This window comes from Pseudomonadota bacterium (genome assembly GCA_026388315.1).
GTDB lineage: Bacteria > Desulfobacterota > Syntrophorhabdia > Syntrophorhabdales > Syntrophorhabdaceae > MWEV01.
In genome coordinates this window covers 14,953-26,510 of record JAPLKA010000044.1, presented here as the reverse complement: position 1 = coordinate 26,510, position 11,558 = coordinate 14,953, and the positions used below count along the sequence as shown (strand labels likewise).

Annotated in this window: 13 protein-coding genes and 1 pseudogene; 11 read left to right on the top strand and 3 right to left on the bottom strand. The window is 43.2% G+C overall.

Annotated elements, in window-relative coordinates; all coding sequences use genetic code 11:
- Window positions 1–3: 3 nt before the first annotated feature.
- On the top strand, window positions 4–1,353 hold the full coding sequence (gene glmM / locus NTX75_04880) for a phosphoglucosamine mutase (protein ID MCX5815563.1): 1,350 nt from the start codon (window positions 4–6) through the stop codon (window positions 1,351–1,353).
- A 66-nt stretch (window positions 1,354–1,419) separates the two neighbouring features.
- On the opposite strand, the gene NTX75_04875 is transcribed toward glmM, so the two are convergent.
- The gene (locus tag NTX75_04875; protein ID MCX5815562.1) at window positions 1,420–1,794 is read right to left on the bottom strand and encodes a metallopeptidase family protein; all 375 of its coding nucleotides are present in this window, start codon (window positions 1,792–1,794) and stop codon (window positions 1,420–1,422) included.
- Window positions 1,795–2,039: 245 nt separating this feature from the next.
- Between NTX75_04875 and NTX75_04870 the strand changes: the two genes are divergently transcribed.
- From NTX75_04870 to NTX75_04840, 7 genes are all read left to right on the top strand, one after another.
- The gene (locus tag NTX75_04870) at window positions 2,040–2,474 is read left to right on the top strand and encodes an ATP-binding protein (GenBank protein MCX5815561.1); all 435 of its coding nucleotides are present in this window, start codon (window positions 2,040–2,042) and stop codon (window positions 2,472–2,474) included.
- A gap of 38 nt (window positions 2,475–2,512) precedes the next feature.
- The gene (locus tag NTX75_04865) at window positions 2,513–3,232 is read left to right on the top strand and encodes a PEGA domain-containing protein (protein ID MCX5815560.1); all 720 of its coding nucleotides are present in this window, start codon (window positions 2,513–2,515) and stop codon (window positions 3,230–3,232) included.
- 18 nt (window positions 3,233–3,250) lie between these two features.
- Window positions 3,251–3,724, top strand: a complete 474-nt coding sequence (locus NTX75_04860; protein ID MCX5815559.1) for a hypothetical protein — start codon at window positions 3,251–3,253, stop codon at window positions 3,722–3,724.
- Window positions 3,725–3,821: 97 nt separating this feature from the next.
- The gene (gltX, locus tag NTX75_04855) at window positions 3,822–5,315 is read left to right on the top strand and encodes a glutamate--tRNA ligase (protein MCX5815558.1); all 1,494 of its coding nucleotides are present in this window, start codon (window positions 3,822–3,824) and stop codon (window positions 5,313–5,315) included.
- A gap of 87 nt (window positions 5,316–5,402) precedes the next feature.
- Window positions 5,403–5,624, top strand: coding sequence for a hypothetical protein (locus tag NTX75_04850; GenBank protein ID MCX5815557.1), 222 nt, complete (start codon window positions 5,403–5,405; stop codon window positions 5,622–5,624).
- 83 nt (window positions 5,625–5,707) lie between these two features.
- Window positions 5,708–6,505 (top strand): ParA family protein, encoded by a 798-nt coding sequence (locus NTX75_04845; protein ID MCX5815556.1) that lies wholly within the window; start codon window positions 5,708–5,710, stop codon window positions 6,503–6,505.
- Window positions 6,481–7,347 (top strand): ParB/RepB/Spo0J family partition protein, encoded by an 867-nt coding sequence (locus NTX75_04840; protein MCX5815555.1) that lies wholly within the window; start codon window positions 6,481–6,483, stop codon window positions 7,345–7,347. Before NTX75_04845 ends, NTX75_04840 begins: the two co-directional genes overlap by 25 nt.
- Window positions 7,348–7,358: 11 nt before the next feature.
- Here NTX75_04840 and NTX75_04835 read toward each other — a convergent pair whose 3' ends face one another.
- A complete protein-coding gene (locus tag NTX75_04835; protein ID MCX5815554.1) occupies window positions 7,359–7,691 on the bottom strand; it encodes a hypothetical protein in 333 nt (110 codons plus the stop codon).
- A 171-nt stretch (window positions 7,692–7,862) separates the two neighbouring features.
- On the opposite strand from NTX75_04835, the gene NTX75_04830 reads away from it, so the two are divergent.
- Both NTX75_04830 and NTX75_04825 read left to right on the top strand, forming a co-directional pair.
- Window positions 7,863–8,801 carry a ParB/RepB/Spo0J family partition protein gene (locus NTX75_04830; GenBank protein MCX5815553.1) on the top strand — a complete coding sequence of 313 codons (939 nt, stop codon included), beginning with the start codon at window positions 7,863–7,865 and terminating at the stop codon, window positions 8,799–8,801.
- Window positions 8,802–9,250: 449 nt separating this feature from the next.
- Window positions 9,251–9,922: a PilZ domain-containing protein gene (locus NTX75_04825; protein ID MCX5815552.1), complete on the top strand. Its 672-nt coding sequence runs from the start codon at window positions 9,251–9,253 to the stop codon at window positions 9,920–9,922.
- 350 nt (window positions 9,923–10,272) lie between these two features.
- Here the strand turns inward: NTX75_04825 and NTX75_04820 are convergent.
- Window positions 10,273–10,470 (bottom strand): annotated as a pseudogene (locus NTX75_04820) (pentapeptide repeat-containing protein).
- Between the two features lie 514 nt (window positions 10,471–10,984).
- On the opposite strand from NTX75_04820, the gene NTX75_04815 reads away from it, so the two are divergent.
- Window positions 10,985–11,380: a hypothetical protein gene (locus tag NTX75_04815; GenBank protein ID MCX5815551.1), complete on the top strand. Its 396-nt coding sequence runs from the start codon at window positions 10,985–10,987 to the stop codon at window positions 11,378–11,380.
- Window positions 11,381–11,558: the final 178 nt, after the last annotated feature.

The following is an 11,558-nucleotide window of genomic DNA, read 5'->3' as shown; positions in this document are numbered from 1 at the left end:
GCTATGGGTAAGCTCTTCGGCACCGATGGGGTAAGAGGAGAAGCAAATCGCTATCCGATGAACGCAGAAGTTGCTTTTGCCATAGGGCAGGCAGTTGTCTATCTTTTAAAAAAAGAATATCACCGGACGAGGATAGTTATCGGGAAAGATACACGTATCTCCGGTTATATGCTTGAGGGTGCTCTCGAATCAGGGATAGCTTCAATGGGTGGGAACCCCTATTTGCTTGGCGTTTTACCGACCCCGGGAATTGCCTTTATTGCGCAGAGCATGCGCGCTGATGCGGGAATTGTCCTTTCGGCATCGCACAACCCCTATCAGGATAACGGCATAAAGATTTTTTCCGGCAATGGCTTTAAACTGTCAGATGAGCAGGAGGAGGCAATACAGGATCTCATGCGGAGTAACAAACTTAACAGCTTAGTGCCACCGGTTAAGGATATGGGGCAAGCATTCCGGCTGGAAGATGTACACGGCCGTTACATCGTTTTCTTAAAGAATACCTTTCCCCGTGATTTATCCATGGAAGGAATGAAGATTGTTATAGATACCGCCAATGGAGCTACATATAAAATCGCCCCCGATACATTCTGGGAGCTGGGCGCAGACATAGAAGTCATCCACAATACCCCCAACGGTATCAACATTAATGATAAATGCGGTTCTCAGTATACACAGGATTTGAGAAAGAGGGTTGTTGAAAGCGGAGCAGAAATTGGACTTGCCTTTGATGGTGACGGTGACCGTCTTATAGCCGTGGATGAAAAAGGGCAGGAAATAACCGGTGATCAGATCCTGCTCATATGTGCAAAGATGCTGAAAGAACAGGATAAATTGAAAAACGATCTCCTTGTGAGCACCGTGATGAGCAACCTGGGATTAAGGGTTGCGTGCAAGAGATGCGGCTTCAAATACCATGCCTCCCAGGTGGGAGACCGTCATGTCCTGGAAGACATGGTGCGTTTAGACAGTGTGGTTGGCGGAGAAGAATCGGGTCACATGATATTCCTCGATCACCATACTACCGGGGATGGCATTGTCACTGCTCTGCAACTGATTGCGGCCATGGTCAGGTCAGGCAAACGATTGTCAGAGCTTGCACAAATGATGGATATCTATCCACAGAAGCTGATTAATGTGGATGTAAAGAACAAACCGGTTATCTCAACGATACCTCAGGTAATGAAGGTGATCCGGAAGATCGAAAAGAAATTGGGAGATGAGGGTCGTGTCCTTGTCAGATATTCCGGTACCCAGAATATGTGCAGGGTGATGGTTGAAGGGCCATCCGATGATGTAACGGAAAAATACTGTAAAGAGATCGCTGATATCGTAAAAAGTGCGCTGGGTTGATATGGAATAAAACCTGCGGAAGAATTCGAGGAATTTGAGTAAGTCCTAAAACAAGGATGAGGGATATTACCCGTATCCGAGTTCCTTCAGCCTTTCCTCTGTTATTCCAAAAAAATGTGCTATTTCGTGTACCACGGTGACTTCAATCTGTTCTTCCAACTTTTTCATTGTTTGGCAGACCTCTTCAATCGGCTTCTGGAATAGGAGGATTGTATCAGGAAACAAGGGGGGCATTATGGCTGAACGCTCAATCAATGGGACTCCATGATAAAGCCCAAGGAGTAATCTGTCTGAAGGCAATCCCATCTCTCTCAGCATTGTTCTTGTGGGTTGCTGCCGCACGGAAATGATTATGTTGTCGAGGTACTGCCGGATCTCTTTCGGTATCCGCCTGATAGACCTCTTTACAATTCTGTCAAATTCTTCTTCGCTTAGTTTCATAATGATTTGCTGCCATATAATAAACACAATACCCCTACGAAACACAATTTTTCTCGTTCAGCAGTGATCCTCATTTGCTTATAACCAGGTTATGTATTACAATAAGAACAGAAAAATGTGATGTAAATGTGATGTAATAGTATAATAGTTTTTTTATCTTGACTCTCCTGTTGTGCGTCTTTATATTTTCTTTCAATTATTCACGCAATTATCCTGTTTTACGTTGTCTTTGTAGGAGGAGACCAGTGAAAAGAAGCGACAATGAAAATGCGTCTGACGAGATCACAAAACCTGCACGGTCCGATGTGATTCCTGCCCTCGTTGAGTTTGTTTCTAACCACGCATGGGAAGCTGGTTTTGATGATGAGAAGATACGTCAAATCAATCTTGCCGTTGAAGAGGCTCTCGGGAATATCGTACGTTTTGCATGTTGTGAAGGAAAAAGCGAGATCACGATATCCTGCAACGTTCATGAAAGCGGGGCGATTATCATAAACATCATAGACACAGGGGCTCCTTTCAATATGCTCATTGCAAGTTCTTTCCCGGAAGCGGGAGATTTTGCAAAGCCGGGACAGATTCCATCAACAAAGATGATGAAGAAAGGGATAGGGAACATCGAGTACAGGAGGGCTGCAAGTAGGAATATGCTCATCTTTACCGTTCTGCGGAAAATGTAAAACACAGCTCACTAAAAGTTTTTTGGAGGATAATGATAATGAACAGAAAGCTTTTCATTGTTATGGGAATTATTGCCCTTCTTGGATTCGGCTGCGAAACCCCGATTCTCAGGCAGGACATTCCTGTGTCGACCAACCCTATGGGTGCAAAGATTTATGCGGACGGAAAGTTTGCGGGGCAAACACCCGGCGCTGTTTCTCTTGAGCGGACACGCGACCACATTGTGACGCTTGTCAAGGAGAACTACCGCCAGGAAGATGTGGTAATCAGAAAGCAGTACCAGTCTGACAAAGTGCTTATGAAGGCAGTTCAATCAGGGGTTAATTCGGGACTCTTCTTCAAGGACACCAAAATGGCAATCAATAGCGGCTATAATTCCATCTCCAGTCAGGAAGAGTCAGGAGAGGCATATATCCTCGTACCGCCTGCAGTAAAGATAAGTCTTGTTCCGCTTTATGGCCCGCCGCCGGGCCCCTCCGGTGCGGGAGGATACCCCCCTGCTGCCGTTGATTCTCAAACTCTGCCTGCGGATACAGCGTTTACAGCAAAAGACATGCTCAAAGCCGGTATTGTTGCCGGGGCTGTTGCAGGAACCGCCCAGACAAAACCGATTGAAAAGAAGTGGGAAACCTCATCCTCGTCGAGAAGCTACACCAAACCGGACGGCACCATGGTTACAGAGAAATCCGGCACCTCTGTGGGGGTCAGCGTCAACCCGGCAGGACTTTTCAATGCGCTTGACGTTCTGTTTAAGTGATAATAAGGAGATATGCCTATGAAAGAAATAACTAAAATTATCATTGGAATCATGATGGTTTGTCTGCTTGCCGGCACGACCATGGCAGTAGATATAAATGCCCTTGACCAGGTGAGTGTCCTCATGACCAAATCCAAAGTGCTTTCTCTTCTCGGTATGCCGGATGATGTGGGTGAAGCGGGAAACGGCCTGGAAGTGGACATATACAGAGTGAACAATATAAGCCCCATGGTGGGGGCGGGCTGTATATACGAAGACAACCAGCGTCTTGCCGGACAGGCTTTTATTTTTCAGGGAGAAATGGGCAAAGAAGCTGCCGAAAGACTAAAAAAGCACGGATTTACTGTAACGGAAGAAAAGGAAGGGGCTTTCCGTCTTCTCGGTAAAGATGATGACACGGGTCAGCCTCTTGTGGCCTATATCACTCTCAACAACGGCATGACGGTTATAATGACATTTGAAAAGGATTTTTATGACCGGCGGGTGAAATAAGGCGTTCTGCTTGTCATTGAGGCGCTTTATTAGATGCCCCCGGAGGGTGATTCTGATATAATGATGAAAAATACGAACGTCTGAAAGGAATAATATTATGTCTGTAAGAGTACGTTTTGCACCAAGTCCTACGGGATTTCTCCATATCGGCAGTTTACGCACAGCGCTTTTTACGTATCTTATTGCAAAAAGCGCCGGGGGGAAGTGTATCCTGCGCATCGAAGACACTGATCAGGAAAGAGAAGTGGAAGGCGCTGTAGAGAGTCTCATAGAGATTCTTCGCTGGGTGGGGATTATCTTTGACGAAGGTCCTCACGTGGGGGGCGGTTATGGACCTTATATCCAGACAGAGCGGGTTGACATATACAACAAGTATGCCCGGATTCTCCTGGAGAAGGATGGCGCTTACCGGTGTTTCTGTACACCGGAAAGGTTGAAGGAGATGCGGGAGGAACAGAGGATTAAAAAACTCCCGACCAAGTATGACAGAAGGTGCCGTAATCTGACAGATGCGGAAATTACAGAGAGGCTGGAGTCCGGTGAAGCCTTTGTGATAAGGCAGAAAATGCCTCTTGCCGGCGATGTCGTTGTTTATGATGAAATACGGGGGGAAATACGCTTTGATGCTTCTCATCTCGACGATCATGTTCTTGTCAAATCAAACGGTATTCCAACCTATCAGTTTGCCAATGTCGTTGATGATTATCTTATGGAGATTACCCATGTTACGCGGGCCGACGAGTGGATCCCGTCATTCCCGAAAAACGTTCTCTTGTACCGGGCCTTTGGATGGGATATGCCCAAATTTGTCCACTACCCGGTGATTTTGAACAAAGGGGGCGGGAAGTTGAGCAAGCGGCATGGAGATGTAATGGTAGAGGAATTCCGCGACAAGGGGTACCTCCCGGATGCGCTGGTCAATTTTTGTGTCCTCCTGGGCTGGCACCCGAAGGACGATAACGAGATACTGTCACTCCATGAATTGGAGAAAAATTTCGATATGAAGAGCATTGGCGCCAGCGCAGCAATTTTTGATACGGACAAGCTTGACTACTTTAACGGGTATTATATTAGGCACATGTTGCCAAACGACCTGTTATCGGTTTGTTTGCCTTACCTTATCAATGCAGGCTTAATCAAGGCTGTCAATGATGACAGCTTCGAAATAATGAAGAGCGGAAAGGTTGTAGGACGGGATTATCTTGAAGGCGTTGTTGCTTTGGAACAGGAGCGGATTAAAAAAATCTCCGATGTGGTTGGTGCGGTAGATTTCTTTTTTGTTGATGAACTGGAATATGCACCGGAACTGCTGATATGGAAAAAGATGACTGCCGGGGAAGCAAGGACAAACCTTGACAATTTGCTCAAAATCCTTGATGTGATTCCCGTTAATTCATGGAATGCCGCTGTCCTTGAGGAGGTCATCGGAAACCACATCAAATCGGCTGGACTCAATGTGGGAAGCGTGCTCTGGCCATTCAGGGTTTCTTTGACAGGTCGCAAGGCAAGTCCGGGGGCATTTGAGGTTGCCTCTGTACTGGGGAAGGAAGAGACGCTCAGAAGAATGGAAAAGGCCATAAAACAGGTTTAAAATTCCTGCTGCAATTTAAATATAATACATGTTGCACAACTTTTATTCCTGTCTTATACTGTTACTATGACAAACGAAGAAAAACATTTGATAACAGTATATGCTGATCAGGCGTTCCATGGAAATACGATTCGTCAGGAGATTCCCGTTTGCCAATGTGGGAAGATTTATGATGAAAAAGAACTTTACGATGCCCCGGGCGTTTTTTTCAAAGAGGTGGATGTCTTCGGTAAGACCTTCACCCTCATAGAACCCATGTGCCCGATATGTAAGCGGAGAATCCCGGCTAACTTCAATATACTGAATTAATAACATTCTGCAATCTAATAGTTAGGGGCTACCCTTTAAAATATTTTGACCAAATACAATGTTTCCTATACAATAAAGTATCGATGCCAACACCACAAAACATGATTATCGTCTCGGTCATTAACCAGAAAGGCGGGGTCGGAAAGACCACCACCTCCATAAATCTTGCTGCCGGGTTAGCCCTGAAAGGCAAGAGTGTTCTTTTGATAGACTTTGACCCCCAGGCTCATTCAACAATTGGTTTAGGCATAGAACCGGAGAATTTTAAGATAGCCATTAATGATATACTTATAAGTAAAAAAAACATTAACGATGCTGTAATGGAATCAAAGGTGCCAGGCCTGTTCATTATTCCATCACATATCAGGCTCGACAGGACAGAGCAGCAATTAACTCCCGAATTATTCCGGGAAACTTTTCTCTCTAAGGTAATTCAAAAAATAGACAAAAAATTCGATTTTATAGTTATTGATTGCCGGCCAACGCTGGGAACACTCACGATAAATGCTCTGTATGTCTGTAATTTTGTTATTATCCCCTGCGATGTGGGCAGATACGCATTGGAGGGGTTCTCAGACCTGATGGAAACCCTTGATAATGTTAAAGACAGTACGGTATGGGATAAACAAAAATACGTCCGGATCCTTATCACAAAATACGATTCACGTAATAAATTGAGTAACGGCTGGGTGCTGCAACAATTAAAACCCTATAAAAAGATGATCTTTAAAACTGTTATCAGAAGGAACGAGGCGCTCAATCAGGCTCATATGGCCCAGGAATCTGTTTTTACCTATAAAAAAGACAGCAGTGGCGCAGAAGACTACAGACAGTTAGCGAACGATTTTTTAAAATTATGTCGAAGCTTAAAGATAAACTAACAGATAAAAAGACTAAATTATCGTCTTTGCAGGAACGCTTGAAAGACCACCCTGCAAACCTCAATAATTACGAGGACGGGAACTTTTATTTTGCAGACATCAATATGATCCTTTCGAGCCCGGATCAACCGAGAAAATATTTTAATCCGGACACATTAGCGGAACTGAGTACCTCTATTAAAGAAAAAGGTGTATTGCAACCTGTTGTGATTCGAAAGACTAACGATGGCAATATTATTCTGGTTGCCGGGGAGCGTCGTTTAAAGGCAGCTAAAATGGCTGGTTTAGAGAAAATACCTGCCATTCTTACCAGTGGAAATCCTGCAGAAATAGCTTTAATTGAAAATCTGCAGAGGGAAGATTTAAAACCCATAGAAATAGCGGAAGCACTCAACAGGATGATGTGGGAATATGGCTATACCCACGAACAATTAGCTGCTGTTATCGGTAAGGCAAGATCCACGGTAACGGAAATGTTGAGTCTGGTTAAATTGCCTGATGAAATAAAGGAAGAAAGTCGGCGTGCCGACAACTACCCGAGAAGGCTCTTAACCGAGGTAGCGAAGCAGGATACGCCGGAAAAGATGATTGCCCTTTTTAACCGTGCAAAAGAGGGCAACTTAAAAAGCGACCAGATAAGAGAAGTTACAAGAAAAAAGAGCGCCAGGACGAAAATAACACTGGTGGAAATAGCCATAGAAAAGATTTCGAGTCTAAATAAACAATTACAAACATTAGATCTTCAGGGTGCCGACGAAGGCGAACGATTGTCTTTTGTCCGGGAACTACAGGGCCTCGAAGTCACCATCGGGAAACTTTTACGTATTGTTCAGGGCCGGTAAAATCCAACGGTTTATATGCCCATGTTTGCCAATATCTGAGAGACTTTGTTTACTGTTTCCACAAGCTCTGGATGGGTGCTCTTAAGTTCATTTACTGATGTGGCCAGGGCTGTTAGTGACAGTTTTACCAGGTGTGGATTCCTTTTTTCCCGGATTGCCTCATGGGCAGAAACCTGAGTAAAACCTGTGATACTCTCTGCATGTTCTGCATGGGTTTTGGAAAGCTCCGTAACCTCGGATTTTAAAGTAGATAATAATTTCAAAAGATCAGTTCTGTCTTTTTCCCCGATTGACCCTGCTTTTTTGATCTTTGTTTCAATATTGGTGATAGTTTTTTCTAACATAATCTTCTCCCTTTCTTTGATGTTTATTACATGACCATTCTAACAGAAGTTCCCGAACCATTCAAGGTGTTGTATAAGTCAAGCACATTTGGAAGGGGAACATAAGAAAATATTTGTATTTTCCGGTGTTGCAGGGTTAGAATTTCAACAAAAACTATAGGGGGAAATAATATGGCGACGAAGAAGACGAGTGCAAATCCTGAATTTTTGTACATTCCCATAGGAAATATCATTGTGCTGGAACAGGTGCGATCAAATATTAATACAGAAGCAGACTCATTCAAGTCACTTGTGCAATCGATCAAAGACAAAGGCATCTTAGAGCCTCTCCTTGTAACAAAAGGAGACGGTGACTCATATACCCTCATCTGCGGGGAGAGACGTCTGGAAGCAGCCCGTCAACTCGGACATGAATTAGTACCGGTGCGGATCATAGAAGCAGGTAAGGAATCAGGTGAGACCATAGCCCTTCAACTCACAGAGAACCTCCAGAGAGAAGACTTAAATCCCATGGATCAGGCCAAAGGAATATTGGCATATATTCAGGCGAAACATCCTGATAAAGGGTACGATGTGGATGGTGTTATGAGCGATCTGGTGAACATCATTAGAGCGTCCGGCTATGCTCCGGAAAATTTTTCTGCAACTGTTGCAGAAACTCTTGAAATCTCCGGAAAGTCAATACGGACAATATTCAACATCATTTCACTTCTAAAACTTCCTGATGAGTTTCAAACCGCTATACGGGAAGGAAATCTCCCTGTCTCCCAAGGGTACCTCTTCGCTGCCAACCTCGAATGTCCTGATCGTGACAAGATATTTGAGGCCATCATGAAGACACCTGTAACCAATGCCACCCTGAATAATCTGCTCACAGCATATAAAAAGGTCAAGCCAGTCCCGGGTGTTACAAGGCTCGTACCTATGAAGAAGCAGATTGCAAGCTTACGATCCGTAGAGTCACGCATTGAAATGGGTATTGTAAAATACACAAAACCTGACCTTCAGGCGCTTCTTGATGAGCTGCGGGTTTTCTGTGCTTTAGTGGAACTGCGGATACCGATTGCCCCGGAACCTGCGCCGGAGAAGAAAAAGCCCCCACAGGTGTGAAAAAGGCAGTGAATAGTGAATAGTAGATAGTGAATAGTTAAAAAGGCAGAAAATATGAAATGCTGTGAATGGTAAATAGTTTTTTGACTAACCCCTATTCACTAACGACTATTTACTGAATCACTGCTGAAATGGGATGGGGGGGAATAAGCAATTCTGTAATAGTATTTTCCCTTGCAAATTAATTAAAATTTCAGGAGAATTAAGAAAAGGAGCATTGGGATTAAGGCTAAACGTGTCATTGCCAGTCCCCTTTTGCTTTTTCAAGAGTGATGTCAAACAGTTTCCTACTTTTTAAAGAACACCCCGTTGGCTCAAGACCCTTTAGATCATCTAAAACATGTCCGCTTTTATCTTTAAGATGACATGTATATATTTTTCTATTGTTTCCCGGTATATAAATAATGTAAATAATAAAAACAACTTTGAAAATAATATTAATATAGATAATGGACATAAGACCTGGGCTGATAGTCAAGATTGTAGTAAATATAGATTACATCAAAGAAGTCAGCGATGTAAGAAGCTCTACAATTTTCGATATCATTGAAAAGAAACTGATAATAGCACAGACCGAACCGTCTATCTTAAAAAGCAAGATAAACAAAACCGTTATCATTACTTACCTTACAAAAGAAAATAATGACATTGTACGTTATGGTTTTGATGCAGATATCGTCGACCTGATCAAGAGCTACGAACTGTCGACCGATCACAAAACAGAGGCTGTTATCCTTTTGAAAAAAACAAATCCCGTAAAGAATAATCTAAGGTTCTTCTTCAGGGTTGAGCCTCTGAGTAACAGTGATATTTATATGTCTATTTACAGAAAACCCGTTAACATACTCGATATCTCTATTGGAGGCGCTAAAATAAGTCATAACAGGGAGTTCAGGCTTCAGTCCGGGAGTATTATAGATATAAGACTTTCGATTGACAACGCACTTTTCGATATAAACGCTGTTATCATAAGAACCTGGGATCCCAAAGAAGAGAAGATGATCAAAAGTTTAGAGTTTGTCGCATTGGAGTTCATAAATACAAGCATGCATTTTAAAAATGCGCTTGGAAAGAAAATTCTTGAGATTCAGGGAGAATTGCGTTCCAGGGGGATTTTGTAGTTGTTTTCGTAGAAACCCGCATGCTAAAGCCTGTTTAAACGTCCTTTTTCTCCATAAGTTTACACCCTCCATATACCCTTTTACAACACGTAATAGCATCTTCTCATCTCAACAATCATATGATTGAATTTACTTCAAAGCAAAAAATACACTATTTATTTTGATTTAAAGCAAATATTTATACAACGCCTTCTCAGATGTCGTGAAGATAATACGGGGAATTGATGGGGGTCTTGTTTTTTTGCAAATGTCGGCAAAAGAATCGGTATGGAGGTTTACGCCGTCTCTATAAATTACTTGTTGCACGCCCCCATAGAGCCATCTACGCATTGTTTCCCGTCAGTCCAGGTGGCGCCGTCCAGGGTAGCGCCTTCAAATATTGCTTTGGTGATTTTTGCTTTGGAAAGGTTTGCATCAACAAGCCATGCATTGGATAGATTCGCCCCCGACAGATTCGCGCCTGACAGATTAGCTCCCGACAGATCCGCTGTTTGCAGGTCTGCACCGGTCAGGTCCGCACCTGACAGGTCACAGTCAACACAGATATTTGTATTTTTAAGGGTTTGAAGATCTGCAGGGTTGAAGGTATATCCTTCACTTATCATAAGCGCTATAACAATAAATACCATACCTGTGAGTACGAGTATATTTTTCATTACCATTTGCTATACCCCTTTTTTAACAATATGTAAATTTATTTTGATAACAGTTCACCATCTATAGCCAGATTTGTTGGTATTTAACCCCTCCTGCCAATATTATGTAACATTATTATACACATCACTATGTGTGATGTAAAGTGTAAGGAGAAGACATAGATTTTCTGCAACAGTTGCAGACACCGTATATAGCGACATTATTGTCGAACATACGATATATTTTCGACAATATTTTTCTTATTTTCCGGTGGATTACATTTAATTATACAACAAATACAGTATGTTGTAGTTTATTACCAGATGGCATACTTATTGCATACCTGTTTATATATGACAGAGAGGTAGAATTTATCATCATAATGAGCAGATATATCTGTAATAAGGCCGAAGGAGGGTGATGAAGATGAAACTAAGGATGTTAGTGGTCTTAGTTGTTATATTGGGGCTTTCATTTATCCTGCCAACTGCAAGTTTTGCCTGGAGTGGGAGCGTTGGAGGCGGAGCCGGATATCGTGGTGGATGGGGTCCGTACAGGCCCTATGGGTGGTATCGTCCCAGAGTTTATGTAGGAGCAGCATTTGTGAATCCATGGTATGTTCCCACTCCTGTATATGCCTACTCGCCTGTTGTTGTGTATACCAATCCCGCTCCCCCACCCGCTTATGCCTATCCGGATCCCCGGCTTACAGGACAATATACGGGTGAGAACCCTCCCGGAGAGTGGATTACAGTGCCCGGTCAGTGGGTAGACGGTAAATGGATTCCTTCACATAGCACCTGGGTTTCCGTGAATCCGTAGTTATACCAATTTGACATAATATGATTTTTCCCGGATAAGATTTAGCATGACAATTTTACACAATTGTCGGCGCGCCGACAAAGTAGATTCCCACGTACAAGCCCGAGACACTGAATATATACACTCGTTGCGTGAATAATAATGCATTCAACCACGCTTGAAAGCGTGGTCCTCTGCT

Bases quoted from the DNA above. Each gene is read 5' to 3' on its own strand.
- glmM (MCX5815563.1), top strand. From the start codon at position 4: ATGGGTAAGCTCTTCGGCACCGATGGGGTAAGAGGAGAAGCAAATCGC.
- NTX75_04875 (MCX5815562.1), bottom strand. From the start codon at position 1,794: ATGAAACTAAGCGAAGAAGAATTTGACAGAATTGTAAAGAGGTCTATC.
- NTX75_04865 (MCX5815560.1), top strand. From the start codon at position 2,513: ATGAACAGAAAGCTTTTCATTGTTATGGGAATTATTGCCCTTCTTGGA.
- NTX75_04860 (MCX5815559.1), top strand. From the start codon at position 3,251: ATGAAAGAAATAACTAAAATTATCATTGGAATCATGATGGTTTGTCTG.
- gltX (MCX5815558.1), top strand. From the start codon at position 3,822: ATGTCTGTAAGAGTACGTTTTGCACCAAGTCCTACGGGATTTCTCCAT.
- NTX75_04845 (MCX5815556.1), top strand. From the start codon at position 5,708: ATGCCAACACCACAAAACATGATTATCGTCTCGGTCATTAACCAGAAA.
- NTX75_04840 (MCX5815555.1), top strand. From the start codon at position 6,481: ATGTCGAAGCTTAAAGATAAACTAACAGATAAAAAGACTAAATTATCG.
- NTX75_04835 (MCX5815554.1), bottom strand. From the start codon at position 7,691: ATGTTAGAAAAAACTATCACCAATATTGAAACAAAGATCAAAAAAGCA.
- NTX75_04830 (MCX5815553.1), top strand. From the start codon at position 7,863: ATGGCGACGAAGAAGACGAGTGCAAATCCTGAATTTTTGTACATTCCC.
- NTX75_04825 (MCX5815552.1), top strand. From the start codon at position 9,251: ATGGACATAAGACCTGGGCTGATAGTCAAGATTGTAGTAAATATAGAT.
- NTX75_04815 (MCX5815551.1), top strand. From the start codon at position 10,985: ATGAAACTAAGGATGTTAGTGGTCTTAGTTGTTATATTGGGGCTTTCA.